The sequence below is a fragment of the Pseudomonas sp. HOU2 genome, from assembly GCF_040729435.1.
GTDB lineage: Bacteria > Pseudomonadota > Gammaproteobacteria > Pseudomonadales > Pseudomonadaceae > Aquipseudomonas.
In genome coordinates this window covers 3,648,597-3,668,627 of the sequence record NZ_CP160398.1, presented here as the reverse complement: position 1 = coordinate 3,668,627, position 20,031 = coordinate 3,648,597, and the positions used below count along the sequence as shown (strand labels likewise).

General features: G+C 58.7%; 29 protein-coding genes. 14 read left to right on the top strand and 15 right to left on the bottom strand.

The features are described from left to right. Positions 1 to 124 precede the first annotated feature (124 nt). The 13 genes from ABV589_RS16595 to ABV589_RS16535 form a co-directional block, all read right to left on the bottom strand. Entirely contained in the window at positions 125 to 415 is a 291-nt protein-coding gene (locus ABV589_RS16595) for a putative phage tail assembly chaperone (protein ID WP_221397778.1), read from the bottom strand. Then, positions 412 to 927, bottom strand: a complete 516-nt coding sequence (locus ABV589_RS16590; protein WP_367082573.1) for a lysis system i-spanin subunit Rz — start codon at positions 925 to 927, stop codon at positions 412 to 414. Before ABV589_RS16590 ends, ABV589_RS16595 begins: the two co-directional genes overlap by 4 nt. Continuing rightward, positions 927 to 1,460, bottom strand: coding sequence for a lysozyme (locus tag ABV589_RS16585; protein ID WP_367082572.1), 534 nt, complete (start codon positions 1,458 to 1,460; stop codon positions 927 to 929). Before ABV589_RS16585 ends, ABV589_RS16590 begins: the two co-directional genes overlap by 1 nt. Continuing rightward, the gene (locus tag ABV589_RS16580) at positions 1,457 to 1,753 is read right to left on the bottom strand and encodes a hypothetical protein (RefSeq protein WP_367082571.1); all 297 of its coding nucleotides are present in this window, start codon (positions 1,751 to 1,753) and stop codon (positions 1,457 to 1,459) included. Before ABV589_RS16580 ends, ABV589_RS16585 begins: the two co-directional genes overlap by 4 nt. Then, positions 1,750 to 1,962 (bottom strand): TraR/DksA C4-type zinc finger protein, encoded by a 213-nt coding sequence (locus ABV589_RS16575; RefSeq protein ID WP_085649261.1) that lies wholly within the window; start codon positions 1,960 to 1,962, stop codon positions 1,750 to 1,752. Before ABV589_RS16575 ends, ABV589_RS16580 begins: the two co-directional genes overlap by 4 nt. Continuing rightward, positions 1,962 to 2,414 (bottom strand): phage protein, encoded by a 453-nt coding sequence (locus tag ABV589_RS16570; RefSeq protein WP_085649262.1) that lies wholly within the window; start codon positions 2,412 to 2,414, stop codon positions 1,962 to 1,964. The genes ABV589_RS16575 and ABV589_RS16570 overlap by 1 nt, the downstream gene beginning before the upstream one ends. Before the next feature lie 6 nt (positions 2,415 to 2,420). Continuing rightward, entirely contained in the window at positions 2,421 to 3,536 is a 1,116-nt protein-coding gene (locus tag ABV589_RS16565; protein WP_367082570.1) for a DUF2586 domain-containing protein, read from the bottom strand. A gap of 11 nt (positions 3,537 to 3,547) precedes the next feature. Next, the gene (locus tag ABV589_RS16560; protein ID WP_367082569.1) at positions 3,548 to 4,231 is read right to left on the bottom strand and encodes a virion morphogenesis protein; all 684 of its coding nucleotides are present in this window, start codon (positions 4,229 to 4,231) and stop codon (positions 3,548 to 3,550) included. Continuing rightward, a complete protein-coding gene (locus ABV589_RS16555; RefSeq protein ID WP_367082568.1) occupies positions 4,218 to 4,670 on the bottom strand; it encodes a phage tail protein in 453 nt (150 codons plus the stop codon). The genes ABV589_RS16560 and ABV589_RS16555 overlap by 14 nt, the downstream gene beginning before the upstream one ends. Further along, positions 4,667 to 5,128 carry a head completion/stabilization protein gene (locus ABV589_RS16550; RefSeq protein ID WP_221397784.1) on the bottom strand — a complete coding sequence of 154 codons (462 nt, stop codon included), beginning with the start codon at positions 5,126 to 5,128 and terminating at the stop codon, positions 4,667 to 4,669. The genes ABV589_RS16555 and ABV589_RS16550 overlap by 4 nt, the downstream gene beginning before the upstream one ends. A 98-nt stretch (positions 5,129 to 5,226) precedes the next feature. Then, a complete protein-coding gene (gene gpM, locus ABV589_RS16545) occupies positions 5,227 to 5,946 on the bottom strand; it encodes a phage terminase small subunit (protein ID WP_367082566.1) in 720 nt (239 codons plus the stop codon). Further along, entirely contained in the window at positions 5,943 to 6,962 is a 1,020-nt protein-coding gene (locus tag ABV589_RS16540; protein WP_085649268.1) for a phage major capsid protein, P2 family, read from the bottom strand. The genes gpM and ABV589_RS16540 overlap by 4 nt, the downstream gene beginning before the upstream one ends. Before the next feature lies 1 nt (position 6,963). Then, a complete protein-coding gene (locus ABV589_RS16535; RefSeq protein ID WP_367082564.1) occupies positions 6,964 to 7,887 on the bottom strand; it encodes a GPO family capsid scaffolding protein in 924 nt (307 codons plus the stop codon). Positions 7,888 to 8,049: 162 nt separating this feature from the next. Here ABV589_RS16535 and ABV589_RS16530 point away from each other — a divergent pair, with 162 nt between their 5' ends. From ABV589_RS16530 to ABV589_RS16520, 3 genes are all read left to right on the top strand, one after another. Continuing rightward, positions 8,050 to 10,092 (top strand): terminase family protein, encoded by a 2,043-nt coding sequence (locus ABV589_RS16530; RefSeq protein WP_367086211.1) that lies wholly within the window; start codon positions 8,050 to 8,052, stop codon positions 10,090 to 10,092. Beyond that, positions 10,004 to 10,873 (top strand): phage portal protein, encoded by an 870-nt coding sequence (locus ABV589_RS16525; protein WP_367086210.1) that lies wholly within the window; start codon positions 10,004 to 10,006, stop codon positions 10,871 to 10,873. Before ABV589_RS16530 ends, ABV589_RS16525 begins: the two co-directional genes overlap by 89 nt. Positions 10,874 to 10,948: 75 nt before the next feature. Beyond that, entirely contained in the window at positions 10,949 to 11,206 is a 258-nt protein-coding gene (locus ABV589_RS16520; protein ID WP_047293252.1) for an ogr/Delta-like zinc finger family protein, read from the top strand. 55 nt (positions 11,207 to 11,261) lie between these two features. On the opposite strand, the gene ABV589_RS16515 is transcribed toward ABV589_RS16520, so the two are convergent. Continuing rightward, on the bottom strand, positions 11,262 to 11,447 hold the full coding sequence (locus tag ABV589_RS16515; protein WP_121183161.1) for a hypothetical protein: 186 nt from the start codon (positions 11,445 to 11,447) through the stop codon (positions 11,262 to 11,264). A gap of 102 nt (positions 11,448 to 11,549) precedes the next feature. Beyond that, complete coding sequence (locus ABV589_RS16510; RefSeq protein ID WP_367086209.1) at positions 11,550 to 11,843, bottom strand: helix-turn-helix transcriptional regulator; 294 nt, start codon at positions 11,841 to 11,843, stop codon at positions 11,550 to 11,552. A 141-nt stretch (positions 11,844 to 11,984) separates the two neighbouring features. On the opposite strand from ABV589_RS16510, the gene ABV589_RS16505 reads away from it, so the two are divergent. The 11 genes from ABV589_RS16505 (at position 11,985) to ABV589_RS16455 (ending at position 20,002) form a co-directional block, all read left to right on the top strand. Then, entirely contained in the window at positions 11,985 to 12,197 is a 213-nt protein-coding gene (locus ABV589_RS16505) for a DNA-binding protein (protein WP_197869388.1), read from the top strand. A 29-nt stretch (positions 12,198 to 12,226) separates the two neighbouring features. After that, positions 12,227 to 12,700, top strand: a complete 474-nt coding sequence (locus tag ABV589_RS16500) for a YmfL family putative regulatory protein (protein WP_197869389.1) — start codon at positions 12,227 to 12,229, stop codon at positions 12,698 to 12,700. After that, positions 12,697 to 13,062: a hypothetical protein gene (locus tag ABV589_RS16495; protein ID WP_367082561.1), complete on the top strand. Its 366-nt coding sequence runs from the start codon at positions 12,697 to 12,699 to the stop codon at positions 13,060 to 13,062. The genes ABV589_RS16500 and ABV589_RS16495 overlap by 4 nt, the downstream gene beginning before the upstream one ends. 75 nt (positions 13,063 to 13,137) lie before the next feature. After that, positions 13,138 to 13,389, top strand: coding sequence for a hypothetical protein (locus ABV589_RS16490; protein WP_367082559.1), 252 nt, complete (start codon positions 13,138 to 13,140; stop codon positions 13,387 to 13,389). Then, entirely contained in the window at positions 13,386 to 16,079 is a 2,694-nt protein-coding gene (locus tag ABV589_RS16485) for a toprim domain-containing protein (RefSeq protein WP_367082557.1), read from the top strand. Before ABV589_RS16490 ends, ABV589_RS16485 begins: the two co-directional genes overlap by 4 nt. 58 nt (positions 16,080 to 16,137) lie before the next feature. After that, positions 16,138 to 16,401 (top strand): hypothetical protein, encoded by a 264-nt coding sequence (locus tag ABV589_RS16480; protein ID WP_367082555.1) that lies wholly within the window; start codon positions 16,138 to 16,140, stop codon positions 16,399 to 16,401. Then, the gene (locus ABV589_RS16475; protein WP_367082553.1) at positions 16,398 to 16,610 is read left to right on the top strand and encodes a hypothetical protein; all 213 of its coding nucleotides are present in this window, start codon (positions 16,398 to 16,400) and stop codon (positions 16,608 to 16,610) included. The genes ABV589_RS16480 and ABV589_RS16475 overlap by 4 nt, the downstream gene beginning before the upstream one ends. Positions 16,611 to 16,730: 120 nt before the next feature. Then, the gene (locus tag ABV589_RS16470) at positions 16,731 to 16,943 is read left to right on the top strand and encodes a hypothetical protein (protein ID WP_367082552.1); all 213 of its coding nucleotides are present in this window, start codon (positions 16,731 to 16,733) and stop codon (positions 16,941 to 16,943) included. After that, the gene (locus ABV589_RS16465) at positions 16,940 to 18,088 is read left to right on the top strand and encodes an integrase (protein WP_367082550.1); all 1,149 of its coding nucleotides are present in this window, start codon (positions 16,940 to 16,942) and stop codon (positions 18,086 to 18,088) included. Before ABV589_RS16470 ends, ABV589_RS16465 begins: the two co-directional genes overlap by 4 nt. Positions 18,089 to 18,157: 69 nt before the next feature. After that, entirely contained in the window at positions 18,158 to 18,910 is a 753-nt protein-coding gene (locus tag ABV589_RS16460; protein WP_367082548.1) for an MltR family transcriptional regulator, read from the top strand. 282 nt (positions 18,911 to 19,192) lie between these two features. After that, positions 19,193 to 20,002, top strand: a complete 810-nt coding sequence (locus ABV589_RS16455; RefSeq protein WP_367082547.1) for a hypothetical protein — start codon at positions 19,193 to 19,195, stop codon at positions 20,000 to 20,002. Positions 20,003 to 20,031 lie beyond the last annotated feature (29 nt).

The following is a 20,031-nucleotide window of genomic DNA, read 5'->3' as shown; positions in this document are numbered from 1 at the left end:
AATTCCATGCGTCTCCAGTGTTCGTCCTCCAGCCACTTGGCCGTCCCCATCGCCTCGGGCGTGGGTTCGACACCAGGTAGCCAGCGGTTCGTCAGGGCCATCAGCTGGCCCAGGCCGTTTTCGCTCAGGCGCTCAGCGTGCTCGAGCGCTTTTTTACGATCACCTCAACGTTGGGCGCGTATTCCTCCAACAACGCGCCGGCCAACTGCATCACCATCACCGGGTTGGCCAGCAGCGGTTTCAGCGTGGCCTTTTCCTCTTGCTTGACGGTGGTCATCAACAGGTTGTTGCCCGGGGCGACCTTGTTGGTTTGGGTCAGGGCGTTGAAGTACTTGGTCACGTCCGCCGGGGACAGGTTGAAAGTGAATTCCTGTTCGCCGACTTCCAGGGTGATTTCGGTGTTTTGCTGGCTCATGGGGTATCGCTCTTTTTGAGGTTGGGAAAAGTGGTGCCCTGGGGCGCCGACGATCGCCGGCAAACGCCAAGGGCGTATTGCTGCAGTCCGACGATCATTTGCCGGCTTTTGGCGAGTTGATCTCGGAGGGTGAAATAATCCGGTCGAGCGTCTGCAGCGAGTTCGGCGCGTCCTGCATCAGCCACGCGGGCGGTGCCGGCGGTGGCGGACAAAGATCCGGCGGAGGGACAGGTGGCGCTGACGTACAGCCGGCCAGTACCATCGCCAACAGCGCGGCGCAGGCGTTCGTTTTCAATGCGTGCATCGGTCAATTCCTTGGTGTTTCGTTGGTCGATCGCGTCCCGCTCGGCGAGCATTTCACCGCTGATGCGTGCCGCTTCCCGCAGGCCGCTGGCCTCCCATTTCGCGCTGTCGCGCTCGCGTCTGGCTTCGTCGCGCTGGCCTTCGAGTACGTCGAAACCGATCCAGGCAACCAGGCACAGCACGATCAGGAACAAGGCTTCGCGCAGCATCACAAGCCCTCCGCACACAGCCGGGATTCGGCCAGCCGGCGGTTGTGCAGGCCCGGCACAAAGCGCTTCTGGCCCTTGGCGTCAGTCACAAAGGCCCATACCGGCGTCTTGCCGTCCGGTGCCCATGCCAGGGCTTTGCAGCCCTCGGCAATGCGACCGGCGTTGATAAGCGCGACCGATCGACTGGCGCAGGTGCTGGTCACGCCGAAGTTGTGGCCATGACTGGTGAGGGCGTCGAATGTGTTCTGGCCCACGTTCGGGTTCGTGATGCACTCGGCAAGCTGCAGCTGCGCTTTGCGGATCACCAGTTGCTCCACCTCGGCGCACTTGGCCGGCGACCAGTAGTCGCCGACGACGACCGGGTACGGGCTGGTAAACCGGGTGATGCCTTTGCAAACCGTGGGCAGTCCGCCGGCGAGCTTGTCCGCATAAACGGTGTTCTGGCCGTTGCCTTCCCAGGTGCCCAGGAAGATCACCAGCGGCGTGCTGGCCAGCGCGATCAAACCGGCGGCTATCCGCCCGCGCAGGCTCATGGGAACCACACGCGCAGCAGTGCCGGCACGACCATCTGCAGCACGGCGCCAACCAGCGTCAGGATGGTCAGCAAGCGGCCAACTTTGGCGCCGATGTCATTCACCGCAACGGTCAGCGTCTGCTGGCCGGCGTTGAGTTCCGACAGCTGGCCCGCCATGTGTTCGAAACCCTGCTCCAGCTTCGTGACACGGGTCGGGACGGTTTCGTGGCGGTCTTCCAGCTCGCCCAGCCGGTGTTCAAAGACGGCAAATCTCTGTTCCAGCGCGGCAAGGCGCACGGCGTCAGTGGTCATCGGCGTTTACTCTTCTCGACGTCCGTCTGGCACGGGACGCACCGGGTTATGCCGCCGTGCGCCTGGCGCGCCGGCGGAATTGGTTTGTCGCAGTCCTGGCAATGGGTCAGGCTCGGCCCGACCGGCACAGCCTTGCTCAGCTGGGCCTTGATCGCCTGGTCACGTTGGCGTTGCTCCAGCTCCTGGGCGCGGTCGAACCAGTCCACCATCAGCGCAGCCCCTCGGTTTCAGCAGCGGCCAGGTACGGAACGCCGTTGATGCGGATGAAATCCGGGCTGGTGACGTCGAACGGAACCTTGTATTTGCTCTTCTCGCCGCCCTTGGGATCGATCGACAGCAGGCTGGAGACCTTCACCCGGCAACCGAACGCTTCCACGCGCATTTCTTCATCCTCGCCGGCCTTCGCGAAGAACACCGAGTCGAAGGGTTTCAGCTCGCGGAAACTGCCCGCCGAGCGCGCCGCGTCCACCAGCAAGTTGAAATTGGTGCTGTCCAGTTCCAGCTCGCCGGCGGCGGCGACATCGCCGTCCACGTAGCCGTCCGGCACGCCACGGGTTTGGGCCACTGCCGAATTGTCGGTAATGTCCAGGGTGCAGCTTTCGACGTGCAGCGCGATGTCGCCCAGGTTTACGTCAAAGTTCTTGCCGCCAATCTTCGCCATGGGGCGTTACTCCGTTTTCTCAGTGGAAAGATCCAAGGCGATGTTCGCGGTCAGGTCTTTCGGGCAGTTGTGGGGTTTGAGCTTGATGTAGGCCGCGACCTTGGTTTTCGTCAGCCAGGTCAGCACCAGGTCGCCGTCCTTTGGCGGCTCGATGTCGCCAGGGAACACCTGGCCCGCGAACGTGACGGACTTGGCCATGGCGCGCAGCGGCGCCATCAGCTGGTTGGTGTTGACGGCCATGCTGTTGGGGGTGTTGTTCAGTCGGCGATCGGCCACGCGGCGAATCAGCAGCGGGCGGATCTGCCGAGCGGCCTTGTCGGTGATGCGCAGGTATTCCACGACCTGAAAGTCACTGCCGGCGGTGTCCAGCATGTTGCCGTCGCCCCAGTACACGCCCGGGTAGTCGGGATAGGTCTGCGAAACCGAGTAGCGCGCCCGATCCAGCTCGCTGCGCACCGCCGAGGTCAGCGGGACTTTTTCGCCATCGATCGGAACAGGGCCGAGGCCCAGCACGGCACCGGTAGCCACGCGCATCGGGCTGTCAGCGATGCTCACGGAAGCATTGGCCAAGCGACCGGCCAGCACGCCAAGGTCATTGCCGTGCAGCTGCGGTACGACCAACACACGCGGCGCGGCGAGGTTGGCCAACAGCGCTTTGCGCTCGCTGACGTACTGCGCCCAGGTCTGTTCGGCGGTGACGCCAGGCGCGGACGCCATGACGAACACGCGACGCCCGTAGGTGTTGTTCAGCGCGATCGCCGCGTCATGCATCGCCGACAGCTCGGCGGCAGCGGTCACCGGCTTGGTAATCACCACGGCTTCCACGGAATAGCCCTGCTGCTGGGCCTTTTCCAACGCCTCGTCCCATTTGCCCTCGGCGCCGATCGGAGCCGCAACACATGCCCAGCGCTGGCCACCGTTGAGACGGGCAGCGGTGATTTGGGTTTTCAGGTCGCTGGCCGGAACGCCCAGTTCGGCGTCCAGATCGCTGTCCGTGTTCAGCGGCAGGATCTGGCCGACGTTCTTGCCGGCGGGGCCGATGAATAGAAAGTAACGCTCAATCTCGCTCACAGGCCCCTGGCCCAGGTTGAGATTGTCGACGGTGACTTGACCGAGTGCCATGCAGTGCCTCGTTAGCGGGGTGAAGTTAGGATTTGTTGCAACACCTGGCTAATCAGCAGGTCGGTGTCGCGTTCGGTTTCGGCGCCGATGAACTGGCGTTTCGGGAGCGTGATTTCCCAGCTCTGCGCGCCCGACGACTCGCTGCGCTGGTCGTCCAGGATGCGGATCAACAGACCCGCCTTGGCGTAATTCACATGTTCTTGAATCCACGCCACAGACGGCCTGGTCAGGCTCTTTTTGCCGGCCTGGCGCACGCGGAAACCCAACCGACGCAAGCGCTTGGCTTGTTTCTCGGTTGCGGCTAGACCCGGCGGGGTTTTGTTCCAGCGGCGCATCTGCGCGGCGGTGCGGCGCTCGCTGACGCCGTAGTGCTGCTGCGCGGCGACCCATCGGGTCAGAGCGTTTTTCCAGCCCAATTCCGCTTCATCAGCGGTCACGCGGGTGACCACCATCAGCTTGGCCAGGCCGGCTTCCATCTTCTTTTTGCCCTTGCTCTCGCCCTGGCGCGGGGCGAACGCCGAACCGTCCAGGTTCTGCTGGGCACGCTGACGCTTGCGGCTCATCGTCCGCACGCGCTTGGTCACCTGGTTCAGCAAACGCCGGCGCAACTGCGGCGGCAGGCTCAGCAACGCCAGTTGCTCGCGCACGCCCAAGCGTCCGCGCACGTCGAGTTCGAACGTGCTACGCCCCGCCATTGGTGGCCACCTCGCCGCGCTCGGCGATCCACAGATCAAATGGAACGAACGCCCAGGTCTTGCCGAAGGCCTGGATCTCTCCGCCCGGATCTTCGGAGAGATACTGCGGCTCGACGAATTCCAGCGTGACTTCCACGTCGAACAGATCGCTGTCCAAGGGCTCCACGGCAAATTCCGGCGCCGGCAGTTCGTGGCGGTCGCGGTCGGCGTCGTGAGTCTCCAGCCAACTGCCCACCAGGGCCATCATGCGGGCCGGATTGGCGGCGAAACGCTCCAGGACAATCACGGCGCGGTAGTGCATGTCGGCAAAGTGCATGCCGTCGACGTCGGGTTTCCAGATCAGCGACAGCTTGACCTGCTCCGTCCAGCTGTCGAGCTGTTCAGGCTCGACCAGGCGGCGTTCCAGCAGGTAGGCGGTCAACGCCTGCAGCTTGGTCATAGCAACTTCGCCGTGATGCGGCCACGGCCCTGCAGGGCGCGCACAGCCTGCTGACTGAATGCCAGGAACGTGTCTTCACGCTCCGGCGCTTCCTTGCCGGTGTTCTCGGCGCTCTCGCGGCGGGTCACGGTCGCGAACTGCTGCAGGGCGCTGGCCTTGGCGCGGCAATACACGGCGCGCTTGTACAGCTTGGCTTTGAATGCACGCTCAGGCAGCAGCATCGGATCGGCTGTTTCCACGGCGACGATGCCTGCTGCAAGCCAGCTGGTTTTGAGCTTGGCCAGGTCGGTATTGACCTCGGCCATCGCGATAAACAAGGCGTCGGTCAGCAGGTCGCCCAGGAACTCCGCCGGCAGGCGATAGCCCTTCTGGAACTCGGCCACGGAGAGGTTCGGCCAAAAGCCGTCGTTCTCGATCGCCTGTTCCACAACAGTGGTGGGTTTCCCGGAAAAGCTCATTGCTGACCGCTCGAATTAGGGCGGGGAGACTGTTTTTCGTGGGGCTGTCCATAAATGGCAGACACACGTCCACAGTTCCCCGCTGGGGGGGTAGTCGGTTATTGGGCGCCGGTGACGGCGGGTGTTTGTTTGGCGATCGCCTTACGGCACTTCGCAATTCGTGTCTCGTTGCCGGCCTTGGCGTGCAACTCGGTGGATCGCTCCAGGTGCTTGAGCGCCGTTTCCCATTGCTCGGCCTCCATGGCGCGCATACCGATCAACTTGTGGTACTTGCTCGGGATCTGTTCGGGCAGATCCCATTCGCCGTCGACACGCGGCAGCAGGTCGGACAGGTACGGTTCCGGGCTGCGCTGGGCGTTGTATTCACGAAAAGCCCATTCGATCACCGCGTCAGCGACGAACGTCTGCACGTTGCGCTTGAAGCGCTCCGGCATTTCCTGCCCCTGCTCGATCGCGAAGTCCGCCAGTTCCAGACCGTCTTCGAACTGCTCGGTGTCGAACAGCCAGACCATCACCTGCACCAGGACGGGGTTCTGCATCACCAGGCCCGAATCCATGTAGCGCTGGATGAAGTCCTGGTACTTGGGCAGCAACTCATTTCGCTTAAGCGTTTGCTTGCTCGCCAAGTTCTTTAAATCGCTCAAGCGCTTCAGGTCTTCATCCAGCGAGGCCTGCATCAGCAGCAGGTGTTTTTTCGCGTTGGCTGGGCTGCTCAGGGCTTCCGCCGGCGAATACGCCAGCGGTGCCGCTGCAGCAGCGATCACTGCAGCAGTTCCCTGAGCCAAAATGCGGCGCTTGTGGGCAAGGGCCAGGCTCACTTCACCAGCTCCACGTTTTCGGTCAGCGCGATCTTTTCCAGCTGCTCGATCACGTAGCCCTCGTTGCGGCTGTTGTAATCCTCGACGCGGGAACGTTTCGGGTTGTCCACGGTTTGCTTGCGCCAGCTGGAGTCCTGGAAGTAAATCGACAGGTTGTCCCAACTGGTGACCAGCACGCCGTTGACCGGGAAGAACGGCACGCTAAAGCTCGGCAGACCGCCGTAGGTGGCGATCACCTGGGCGTCCTCGATACGCTCTTTCTCGGTCGGGGTGTCGCCCTGCTTGGCGTACAGCTTGGCCTTGTCAGCGGCCAGCAGGTCGGTGCCGATGATCGCTACCAGGTCGCCGCTGTCGCGCAGACGCTCGTCCACCATTTGCTTGGTGTCATGCACCAGGGCGTCCAGGTTCTCGTAATCGCCACCCGGCCCCATGGTGACCTTGCCAGGTGTATTGCCCTCCTTGAGAACCTGCTGGGGCGCCTGCTCGCGCAGTTGCTGCAGCCAGCCTTTGTTCACGTCCTGCAGCATCGGATAGGTTTCGATATCGGTCTGCGCAGCCGCTTTCACACCGTGGAAACCGACCATGATGCGATCCAGGGCGATCTGTTTCTGCACAGCAGCCGAATACTTCTGATGGAAGTCCGGGAACTTGGCCCAGGCATCGATCTTCGCGTAGGGCAGGCCCACATCCGATTCGGTCGACGACAGTTCGTAGGTGCTGTTATCCAGCGCCGAAGCGTCCTTCGCCACGCGGTCGGTGGTCTTGGTGTTGGTGCGGCCTGTCACCGGGCCAGACACGCCAATAAACACCTTCTCGCCCTTGATCTCGGTCACCGGAATGACGTTGATGCGTTGCAGGAAGTCCGACTTGGCGGTGATAGCCTCGTTTAGTTCCTGGGCGATCGACGGTTCAACAGAGAACATCTTGCTGGCCAGCTCGACACCGTAGGTCTCGGCGATCGCCAGCTGCATTTCGGCGTACATCTTGGCGCCGTAGGCGCTCAGTGAACGGGCCATGTCAGAGCACCCGCACTTTGGATTTGTCGGCGGCGCCGGTGGTGCGCGGCAATTGCCGACCGGCAGGGGTGTTTTTCAGTGCGGTGAACTGCTTCTCCAGGCGACCCAGCGCGGCCAGGACAGCTTTGTTGCCGGCACCGCTGCGCTTGAACTCGCGTTCTTCCTCGGCAGTGGTGACGATTTCGTCTACTGCAGCGCTGACATCATCGATCGGGGCCTGATCGGGTTCCGGTGCGTCTTCGGCTGCAGGCTCGATCACGGCCTGAATGCCGGCAGCGACGACCAGCAGCTGGGCCAGCAGGGTTTTCAAGGCCGTTGCGGTAGCTTCATCCATTGGGGGTTTGCTCTCGGTTGGGGTTTGCGGGGTGGTTTCGGTGGGCGTGTCTTCAATGCCGAAACGCTTGAACAGGCGGGTGAACATGGCGGCAAGGCGCCCGATCTCGCCCTGCGGCTCGGTTTCGCTCAAAGAGCCCAGCTCGTGGGAAGCGGCGTAGTACGAATCGCGGCTGGTGCGGCTGGAAAAGTAGAGTTCTTGGGTTCCGACACTGGCGGGTTCGTCAGTGACCGCGATGCCGGTCATGTAGGCTTTGCCACGGCCCCGGAAATTCGGCCTGATCTCAATGCTGGTGAACAGCTTTTCGCCGGCGTCGTTGAGGCGCAGCAACTTGTCGTTGGGCTTCAACTGCGCCTCAAGGGCAACTTGGCCAGGCTCCAGGTCTTCCGCGTCCTCGACGAGACGCACAGCGAAGACGGTGCCAAATGAACCGAACCAACGTTCGTGCTCACACCAGATAACGGCGGTGTACAGGGTCGGTGTGTAGGTCTCGGCGATGTCGCGCAGTTCCTGGGGCAGGATCTCGCGGCCATCGACGGTCGGGCCGCTGGTGGCAACACGTTTCCAGTAGGAGACAAGGGAACGGGGCATGGTCGGTAACTGCGCTCAATCGTTGAATGAGCCGCCACGATAGGGAGCCGTTTTGCCCCAAACAAACGGTTGGTTTTCGGCGTTCTCCTATTTTCCGGATATAGGCGAATGCCGGGATTTAACCCCGCGTTTCCAGCGTTTTCGCCGCATAGACTGCGGCCCATGAACTACCCGACCGAAGTCAAAGAAGCCGCAAAACGCCTCTACCTGCGCCGCTGTTCGGTAAAGGAAATCCAGGCGCATTTGAAGCTGCCTAACATCCGCATCGTCTACTACTGGATTCGCCAAGGCGGCTGGGACGAGATGCTGACGGATGAAGAACCGTTGAGCGCCGTCAACCGACGAATCACCCTGATTCTGGAAAAGATCGATCCGCTGACGGATGCCGAGCTGAAAGAGTTGGAGCGGCTGACAAGCCTGCTGGAGCGCCTAAAAAAACTCGCGGCGAAACCTGCGCCGGCAGCGCCTGCCGACCGTCCGGACGAGTCTGACGAACGCCAGCCAAGCCAACGCCGTGAGCGGCGCGAGGGCGGCGGCAAGAAGCGCGAAAAGAAGGCGAAGAACGACATCAGCGGCCTGACCGAAGTGGACTTCCTGGATAAGTTCATCTCGAAAATGTACGGCTACCAGAAAGAGCTGTTCGAGGCGAAACAGAACCCGCTGACCCGCCGTGTCCGGAACATCCTCAAAAGCCGTCAGGTCGGTCTGACGTACTACTTCGCCGGCGAAGCGTTCATGGACGCCGTGTTGAGCGGTGATAACCAGGTGTTCCTGTCGGCCAGCCGATCACAGTCGGAGATCTTCCGCAGCTACATCATCCAGTTTGCCCAGCAGTGGTTCGGCATCGAGCTGACCGGTAACCCGATCACCCTAAGCAACGGCGCCGAGCTGCGCTTTCTCAGCACCAACAGCAGCACCGCCCAGGGCTACCACGGGCACGTCTACGTCGACGAATACTTCTGGATTCGCGACTTTGAAAAGCTCAGCACCGTCGCCAGCGCCATGGGCACCCACAAGAAATGGCGCAAAACCTATTTCTCGACGCCCAGCGCCGTGTCGCACCAGGCGTATCCGTTCTGGTCGGGCGACGAATTCCGCAACAGCAAGCGCGGCAAAAAGGCAGGCGGCGAATGGCCGAGTGAAGCGGCTTATACGCAGGGCGCGCTGTGTCCGGACGGTCAGTGGCGCAAGACGATCACCCTGGACGATGCGATCGCCGGCGGCTGCGATCTGTTCGACCTGGAACAGCTGCAGCTGGAGTACGACGAAGACAAATTCCAGCAGCTGTTCTACTGCAAGTTCATCGACAGCACCCAAAGCGCATTCAGCCTCAAGGATCTGGAGCGCTGCTATTCGGATCTGTCGTTGTGGGAGGACTACAACCCGGATCTGGATCGCCCGTTTGGCAACAGCCCGGTCTGGCTGGGCTACGACCCGAGCCGCACACGCGACGACGCCACCTGCGTGGTCATCGCGCCGCCACTTGAACCCGGGGCGAAGTTCCGGATTTTGGAAAAGCACAGCTGGCGTGGCCACTCGTTCACCTACCAGGCAGCGCAGGTCAAGAAGCTGACCGAGCGCTTCAACGTGCAGCACATCGGCATCGATGTCACCGGCGTGGGTTACGGCGTGTTCGACCTGGTGCGCGACTTCTACGCCAAGGCAACGCCGATTCACTACAGCCTGGAGGCGAAAAACGCCCTGGTGTTGAAGGCCCAGGACACGATTCAAGGCAGTCGCATCGAGTGGGACGCGGGCTGGACGGACATCGCCCAGGCGTTCCTGACCATCAAGCGCGGCGCCACCAACAGCGGCCAGATCACTTACAGCGCATCCCGTACCGAGGCCACCGGTCACGCCGACATTGCCTGGGCGGTGATGCACGCCCTGTCCAACGAACCTTTGAACACCAACAAGCGGCGCCGTAGCCGCTACGTCACGAGTAACCAGAACAGCCATGGCCAACCGCAAACGCAGAAAGCACCACGTAGCCCAACCACAGCAACAGCCAATGCGCTCGTTTACGTTCGGGGAGCCGGAACAAGTGCTGTCCGGCAACATCGGCGAGTACGTGGGCGTGTTCCCCAGCGACGACGGCAAGATCTACAAGCCGCCGGTGTCGCGGGCTGGGCTGGCCAAGCTGCTGCGCGCCAACGCGCACCACGGCGCCATTCCGAAATTCAAGCGCAACCTGTTGCTGCGTGAGTTCATCGCCTCGGCGGGCTGCAGCACAGAGACGATGGGACGCGCCGGACTGGACTACATGGTGTTCGGCGAAGCGTACTTCTACAACGACACCAACGCGTTCGGCCAGGTGCTGGAGCTGCAGCACCTGCCGGCGATCAACATGCGCGTGAAGGTCGACGGCGGTTTCGTGATGCTGCTGCCCGACAACAAGGAAATGGAGTTTGAGGCGCACGAAATTTCCCACGTCCTGGACTACGACGTGGAACAGAACATTTACGGAATTCCGGACTACCTGGGCGGCCTGCAGGCGTTGCTGCTGAACGAGGCCGCGACCCTCTTCCGCCGCCGGTACTACAGCAACGGCGCGCACGCCGGTTACATCTTCTACACCAACGACCCCGACCTGACCGAAGAGGACGAGGACGAGCTGCGCGCACAGATCAGCGCGAGCAAGGGCGTGGGCAACTTCCGCTCGATGTTCGTCAACATCCCCAACGGCAAAGAGAACGCGATCCAGATCATCCCGGTGGGCGACTTCCAGGCGAAAGACGAGCTGGAGAAGGTGAAGAACATCACTCGAAACGATGTCATTGCAGCCTGGCGGATGAACCCAGCGCTGGCCGGCATCATCCCGGAAAACACCGGCGGGTTTGGCGACATTGAAAAGATCGATCGCGTGTACACCAGCAACGAAATTCGACCGATTTGCCAGCTGTTCGATCAACTCAATGACCGGTTACGCGAAGACAGGCGCTTTAGCTGGAAACCTGCGCCATTGGCAGTGGATGCCACTGCATGAAACACCTTTCTAAGCGAATACCACTACAAAATGTGGCAATATGGTGGCGATCAGCTGCCCCTGGGGAGGGACACAATGAGAGTTGTATGCAAGTGCGGCCACAAGGGCCGAATTGCTTCACGGGAAGAGGTAACAACGGAGTTCGTGAAGCTGTATTGCCAATGCCTCGACGCACGGTGCGGGCATACGTGGGTGTCGAACCTGACGTTCTCACACACGCTCAGTCCGTCATCGCAGACTTTCGAACGCATGTTGATCGATCGGTTTCGCGAGTTGCCCAGGGCAAAGCAGCGGGAGCTTTTCGAGCAGTTGGGATCGCAGGCGGTGGCGTAGCTGCAAACCGCCAACGCAGAAGCGTCGGCGATCGGGATCACTCAAAGAATGAGATTCAGCCCTCTACTGGCTCCTTTGGGTTTACGGCCAGTATCTCGGCAACTCGACGGACTTGCTGCTGCTCCACTTGGCTCAACCGTCGATAGAGATCGATCAAACGTCGCTCGATATTTGTAAGTCCGGACGTATCGAACTCGGTTTTCTCGAACGCGGTGCGATCGTTCATCTTGCGATCCAACATGCTTACTACTCCATAAAGTGCATTGCTGAACTGGCTTTATGGGGGGTAGCAAAAGGCATTGAAATGGGAGTTTTCCCAATGGATGAAAGGCTTTGTTGCGATTTAAGACCGGTGCCGGGCAGCGTCGTCGGCCATGGCTTCGAGGATGCGGCGAATAGCCTTTTGGTCGTCTTCCGGAATGCTTCGAAACTGAACTATCAGTCGGTTTTCGACATCGTCCAAAGCGCTTTCAGCCAAGTTTGTTCGAGTCCCGGACAGGATGTAAGGGATGTCAAAGCCAAACTTCTCTGCGACCTTGCTCAGGTATGGCGCAGGCGCATCGCTTGTCCCTGCCTCGTAATTGGCCTGTGTTCTTTTCACTACGCCAATCGCGTCTGCAAGCTCGGCCTGAGTCATACCGCAGCGCTTGCGCTCTTCCTGCAGGCGGGAACCAATATCTTCAGAAAGATGCAAAATCATTCATCCCAAATATTTACAAATGCATCAAAGTGCATCATTCTGCATTTCACACCACATGAAATTGCATGGATTTGCACTATGCCGAAGACAAGCATCAGCGAGCAAGCCCGCGAACAAGCGCGGGAAGCATTGGAGAAGCGCGGACAATCCGCGAAGGACTTTGCACTTTTACACAACCTGAGTCCCAGCACCGTTTACGCGGTGTTGAGTGGACAAAGCAAATGTCGCCGTGGGGAGGCACACCGCGCCGCAGTATTGCTCGGCGTTAAAAAAGGTGTCGTTGAACAGTAGTGCCAGCGCTCAACAGGGAAAAGTAGAAGATGAAAAGCCCGATCCTAGACACTCGCAAAGAAGTCATGAGCGAGATTATCCGTAGCTATACCGGCGGGCGCGAAGCTGCGGCCGCACGCTTGGGCCTGAAGCTCAAAAAGTTCGACAACCACGCCTACGAAAACGCCGGCTGCAGCCCTCTCAGTGACTCTCAGGTTTTCTTGCTCGAGCAGGACTGTGGAACACACCACTTCCCCAACTACGTCGCCTCAATGTACGGCGGGCTGTTCGTGCCGATGGCTGATCCTGAAACCTTGGACAACGTCGAGCTTTACGCTCGCTCTGTGCAGGTAGCGGCAAAGCGCGGCTGCGTCGACCAAGCGATCGCCAAAGCACTGGAGGACGGTTCAATCAGCGAAGAAGAAGCCGACCTGATTATGGACGCTCACAACCTCCACGTTGCAGCACGGCACGCCGAAGTACTTGCAGCCATCGCTCTATACCGCGCAGGAAAATCCCAATGAACAATCTGCCTGCAGTACAGGAATATCAGGACATGCTCAAAGCCGCAGCGCTGGTCTTTCTTGAGCGTCACCAATGCGAACACCTGAGCGACGACCAGCTGCTGCTGAAACGCGCAGTCCGACACTTGGTTGCCGACTTTGACGTACTGACTCCTACCGCCGAAAAAATGGTTCACCTGGCTTACAGCGATCTTTCTGCAGTGAGCGATCGGCAGCGTCTGGATGTTCTGATCAGCACACCTACACACACCGTTATCACGGACACAGCCACCGGTGAGGTGTGGGCCATCCCCGCCAGCCTGATCTTTGAGCGAATCCTGAACGCACCGGACAACGGGCGTTTCCGCATCACCACTCCGTAACACCCGACCAACAAATCCCCGATCCCCCCATTCCCGTGGGTTTGGGTGAGCTGCGCCCGAAATTGAGGTTTGACGATGGAAAACGCTCTCAACATCAACGCAAAACTGCCGCCGGATCAGGCTCAAGCGCTCCTGGTCAACCTGCGTGAACATTACCGTCTCAGCCTCAATGAACTTTGGTACGCAGACCAATACCGCTTCATTCCCGAAGGCCTGCGCCATGGGTCGATTCTCACGAACGATCCCGTGATGGCCGCTCGAAAACATCTGATCGGCGCCCTCGCCGGTGCCCTGACTCAAAGCCTCAAAACAGTGAAAAAACCATGAGAGATGATCTCCGCGACGACGTCCTGAAGCGCCTGGAATTCGATTACGGTCTGAAACACCGCTCGGGAACCGTTTACATGCGCGGCGGTGAGTGTCCGAAGTGCAGAAAGAAAGAGTTGTATTCGCGCCACGACACGCCATGGCTCGTCATTTGCGGCCGGCCTGAAAAGTGCGGCCACACCATGCACGTCAAAGAAATCTACGACGATTTGTTCGAAGACTGGAGCAAGCGAGCGCCGGCGACGGACAACGCTCCCACAGCCACAGCTCGGGCGTATTTGGAATTTGGTCGAGGCTTCAACATTGAGTTGGTCGCGGGCTGGTTCACACAAGAAACCTACTACTCGTCCCAGCACAACGCCGGCAGTGCCACGGTGCGTTTCGCTTTGGAGAAAGGCGGCTACTGGGAACGCCTGATCGATAAGCCGGCGCGCTTCGGCAAGATGAAAGCTCGCTTCGCCCCAGGTGATAGCTACAAGGGTGTGTGGTGGTGTCCGCCCTGTGTTGATCTGCTTGAAGCAAAAGAACTCTGGATCGTGGAAGGCATCTTCGACGCCATTGCCCTGGTGCACCACGGGATTTCCGCCGTATCTGCCATGTCATCAAATGCATTCCCGGCTGACTCTCTGCAGGCGTTGGTCACTGCGCGCCCGGGCAATCTGCCAAAGCTCGTCTGGGCGCTGGACAACGAACCAGGCGCACACGCCTACACCAAGCGTTGGGTTCGCATGGCCCGTGAGTTGGGGTTTACCTGTGAGGCCGCGCAGATCCCTCAGCGGGACAACCGGAAGGTGGACTGGAACGACCTTCACCAGCGATGGCAGTTCCTGGACGAAGGCGACAAGCGCGACGTCCAGTTTGAAAAAGACATGACCATTGCGCGGCATCACGGCGCCCTGCTGATCGCTGAGAACGCCACCGAAAAAGCATTGGTGATGTTCGATTGGAAGCGTCGGAGCGAATTCCATCTGGAGTTCGGCAACCGCCTGTATTGGTTCAAGCTTGATCTGGAGAAATACAACAAGGCCATTCAGGAACTGGAGGACAGTGAGCACCACGACGATCAGCAGCTGAACAATAAACAGATGCGGGCGAAAGCCATGCAGCAGTGCGGTGCGCTGCAGCGCATCGCTACCTGCAATCCGAAAGCCCTGTACTACCAGGAAAACAAACTTACCGACGAGTCCTGGTATTACTTCCGGATCACCTTTGCGCACGACGCCGCGCCGATCAAAAACACGTTCACCAGCGCTCAGATCGCGTCATCAGCCGAGTTCAAAAAGCGTCTACTGGGCATTGCTCCGGGCGGAATGTTCACCGGCACAACTCAACAGCTGGACGCTTTCATTGAGGAGCAAACCGACGCCCTCAAGACCGTTCAAACCATCGACTTCACGGGCTACACCCGCGAACACGGCGCTTACGTGTACGGCGACGTGGCGGTACGCGACGGGAAAATCTTCAAACTGAACGAAGAGGATTTCTTCGACATGGATCGATTGAGCATTAAAACGCTCAGCCAGTCCGTAACCTTGAACCTGAACACTGACCTGGAGAAGTTCGACACCGAATGGCTCGACATCATTTGGCAATGCTTCGGTGCTAAAGGACTGGTCGCCCTCGCTTTCTGGTTCGGCTCTTTGTTCGCTGAGCAGATCCGGCAGCACCAAAAGAGTTACCCCTTCATGGAAATTATCGGCGAGCCAGGCGCCGGTAAATCTACCCTGATCGAATTCCTCTGGAAGTTGTGCGGGCGCCTCGACTACGAAGGTTTCGACCCCACTAAGGGCACCCCCGTTGCTCGGGCACGAAACTTTGCCCAGGTCGGGAATCTGCCGGTGGTGTTGATTGAATCTGAGCGTGAAAAATCAGATGGAAGCCAGACCCGCCAATATGACTGGGACGAATTGAAGACCGCCTACAACGGCCGCAGCGTTCGCTCAACCGGTGTAAAGAACAACGGTAACGACACACGAGAACCGCCCTTCCGTGGTGCAGTGGTCATCGGGCAGAACCACGCGGTGAACGCCTCTGAACCGATACTGCAACGCCTGGTGCACATCGCCATGACGAAAGACGGGCAGACACCGCAAACCAAGCTGCTGGTTGAAAAACTTGAGCGTATGCCCGTCGACCGTGTGAGCGGGTTTCTGCTCAAGGCAACCACGTCGGAGTCCGCCGTGATGGAGACCATCCGCTCGAAGGTTCCGACCTACGAACAGACATTGCTGGCCCTCCCTGAGATTCGCACCGTCCGGATCGCAAAGAATCATGCCCAGTTGCACGCGCTCGTAGACGCATTGGTGCACATCGTGCCCCTGAAAAAACACCAGCTGGAAGCCACACACGCCGAGATCCAGAACATGGCCAAGGATCGCCAGCTGGCCATCAATGCTGATCACCCGGTCGTCGTCGAGTTTTGGGAACTGTACGAATACCTAAACAGCGCTGCAGGCGGACTCAACCACTCACGCAATGACAGTTTGATTGCAGTGAACCTCAACGACTTCGCCAAAGAAGCCGCAGAGAAACGCCAGAAAGTACCGGACATGACCGAGCTGAAACGCCACCTAAAAACCAGCAAGTGCCCGAAGTTCGTGGAGACAAACAGAACCGTTTGCTCTGCCTGGGAGTTGGACGCTGCAAACAAACCAAAAACTGTGCGTTGCTGGATTTTCCAGAGCGCTTAACGAGGTGGTGTCGGGGGGTTGCAGCCCCCCGACACCGACCACCACTGAGGGCAACACGATGAAGGCACAGCACTACAGCGGCAGCGATTCAAAGGCTAACACACAGGGCGAAGTCGACACTCAGTCCGCCCGGCACTTAATGGCGATTCGGATAGTCGGCACAGCGTTGTTTGATTACCAGATAACCAAAACGGACGAAGCGCGGATCCGGCTTGAGTGTTTGGCCACCTTCGCCAAACAGCAGGGCGATATTGATGCGGCCGAAGCGGCCATAGTCGCCCAACTTCTGGCCAGCCATGCATCGCCGAGGGCGATTTTATGAACGATGGCAAAACCATTCGGGAGCGGCCGGCGATGGCCAGCAAGCGATTGGATCTGCCAAGCATCTGCGACATCTGCGGCAAGGCTAGATCGACCCGAAAACATCAAAAATGCAGCCGTATTCGCCAACATCGAAAGACCGAGGAATGGGCCGCTGTAATGGCCGAAAAGGCTGCAATTAGAAAAGCAAAGGAACGCCGTTATGTTTAAACGCCGTGAGCAACCTGCACCAGAATCAAACACAGTGGTTTCTACTACGCTTTCAGCAGAACCCGCCTCTACACTGGTCTGTCATCAGGCACGGGAACACACAGGTTCGAGGGTTGTACCGTGAGCCGAGCAACATCAGGTGTTTTGACCTTTCAAGACCTGCAGCACATCACCGGTTATCAGCGTCGATCCGATGTTGAGCGCTCGCTGATCGCCCAGGGTGTGCGCTTGTTCCGTGGCCGAACTGGCCCGTGGACAACGCTTGACCTGATTAATAACGCCGGCGGCGTCGCGTCGGCCAGCTCTGAAAGGTACGACACCGACATATTATGAGGCGAGCGAGGAAGCGTAAGCACAACCCCCATATCCCTGCCCATGTCGATCAGGCCGCCCTCCCGGCGGCCGTTTATTTCGACCATCGCGGCAGTGGTGTCTGGTATACCCTTCATCGGGACGAGACCGGAAAGCAGCGCCGCAAAAATGTGGCGCCCGCAGACATGTCGCTGGTAGAACTTCATCAAATCATGGACGAGGCGTCCAACGTCGATCGAGGAACGCTCCGCTATGTGTGCGAACAGTTCCACCTGAGCGACCGTTACAAAAAGCTCGCTCCCAAAACCCACGCTGACTACTGCTACTCCCGCGATGTTCTGCTGAACATCCCCACCAAATTGGGCAAGCCGCTGGGCGATCTCGCCGTGAAGAAGTTCACCGCCGCCCTGGTGCAACGCATTGTCGATCGAATCGCAGACGAGGGCACACCCTCAAAAGCGGCGCACGCACTGCGATACCTGCGCCGCGTGCTGCAGTGGGGACGCAATCGGGGTTTCCTTGAGTTGAACCCTGCTTTGGGCACCGAAGCGCCGATAGAACGTAAACAACGCCGGTTGCCACAGTTGAACGTTATGGACGTACTCATCGATCGCGCAACGGCGCGTGGACGTCTGGCACGTAACGAGCCCGGCGGTTGTCCCGAATATCTAGCCAGCGTAATGGAGCTGGCCTACCTTTGCCGCCTGCGTGGCATCGAGGTCGTGACGCTCACGGACGCGAACGAGCTGCAGGAGGGGATACTGACCAATCGACGCAAGGGCAGTCGGGACAACATTGTCCGTTGGACACCCCGATTGCGTAACGTTTGGGAAGGCGCGAAAGCATTGCGCGCGAGGGTGTGGGAGCGCCGTAAAACGCCTATCCCGATCGCGGCCTCAAAGCGCTTTATCATCGTGGCCAGCCACGGTGGCCCACTTCTTAAAACAAGTCTGGACACCGCGTGGCAGAGATTCATTACCCTTGCGATCACAGACGGAGAAATTGACTCCGAGGAGCGCTTCGCCTTGCACGATTTAAAGCGACGTGGCATCACTGACACGGCTGGCACTAGGGCGGATAAACAAGAAGCCAGTGGTCACCGTGACGCGAAAATGATGGATGTCTATGACCTAAGCGTACCAACAGTGTCTCCCTCAGCGGATTAACGGGAGTAGTGGCAGATTGCGCCCACTGCTCCGCTAAATCGGTTTAGGAATCTTGGAAAGGATTAGGCCATGGAAAATGAGAGCGATACCGTTCCTAAAGACGAAGTCTTTGGGGACATAAACGATCTGACTAAAATGTTAGATGAAATGGACGAACGCGGATTAGTTCTCTCACTAGCAGCATTCGCAGAGGATGCGCTTGGTTCACTGTTGAGAGCTTTCATGCTACCCACCAGTACAACAGCACAGCTAATCGATGGCTTCAACGCACCGTTGGGGAACTTCTCCTCCCGTATCAAGGCTGCTTACTCGCTGGGACTAATCAGAAAAGAGCAATTTGATGATCTCGAGCAGCTTCGAAAAATCCGAAATCTCTTTGCACACACATGGCAGCCATTGGGTTTCGATGATCAGAGAGTGGCCGGACACATCCGTTCGCTACGATTTGGTTCACTTGAACAAAGGTGGCCTGCAACTCCTAAGGACAAACTAAGGACGTCCATCTATTCAGTGCTGGTTGCCCTAAACTCTATGACCGGGCGTACCAAGACCGGAGTCGGGCAAGCACAGTTAACCGGTTACGAACTGATCATCGGGTTCCATGGCGAATTCGAAGAGCAACTCGAGCAAGCCGAATCGACCTTCAAGGAAATATCGGAAAATTTAGAAGGCAGCCTTGGTGAAAAGCGTGCCTTCTACCTCCAGTTGCTTACTCGCCTGCGAGATAGAGTGCACTATATCCAAGGGGCAACAACCGAAGCGCAGCACATAGCCACTACGTCACTTATGCTGCGGATCATCAAGAAGCTGGAATGTCTCTAGAGGCAATACGGTGAGGGTTTCCACCCACGTAACAAAAGTTAGCGCAGCGTCAAAAACGCACAGCTTTAGGGCAGTACGCACGTAACACGAATCAAGCTAACCCATTGATTTTTATGTTTAAAGCACCCTCCTTGTAATCAGTAGGTCCCGGGTTCGACTCCTGGTGCCGGCACCATACAAAACAAAGCCTCGCAGCGATGCGGGGCTTTTGTTTGTCTGCTAGACGTAATAAGCGACGTAACAAGAACGCAATACCTCGCCATCACCAGCAGGGATTTGGCCATGTCGTCGATTGACACCGCGTTGAATTTCTTGGACCAAGGGCGGGTCGGCCTCTTCGTGGGTGTCGTCATCGCGATCATTGCTTATTTAAAGAGTCGCCAACGCACCAGGGTGGGGTATGTCCACCTGGGTGAGCATTTATTAGGTAGTGCGTCCGATGCCTTGCCAGCAGGGATTGACGTTCAATACGAAGGAATTAGCGTTCCTCGCCTGACCAAATCCATCATCATCATTTGGAATAACGGTGAAAACACCGTTTCAGGTTCCGACATAGTCGAAAAAGACCCACTTCGATTTCATGTCGGGAGGGACGGAAAGATTTTGTCTACCTCTGTCTTGAAGGTGAGTAGAGAAGTCAATGAGTTTCGCGTTGTGTCAATGCCAGGCCAAGAGTCAAATGAAGCGGTGTTCACTTTCGACTTCTTAGATGCGAGTGATGGGGCGGTGGTGGAAATCCTTCACACCAGTACCAATCGTAGTCCATCTGCTAAAGGCACACTGCGAGGGCTTCCAAAGGGGCTCCGAAATCTGGGGCAGTTCACCCGCCCTAAACCGCAAAAGAAAAAGCGAAGCGGGGCGCTGTCTATTGTCGCTGCAGTTGTGTTTTCTCCCCCAGTCTTGGCCTGCGCCGGGTTCGCGGCCGCAGTCTATCTCCCTCGGCCGGAACTCCTTGTTGACATAGCAAAGAACGAGTCGGCCTACGTTGGCTTCAGTGGCGTTATGGGTGCTGTGTTTGGCGTCTGGGCGGTCAATACCTTCTCGGCTAGACGTCGTTACCCAAAGAGTCTCCACTTGGAAGCGCTTGAGTAAGTTCATTAGGTAAGCAGAGCTCTAAGCAG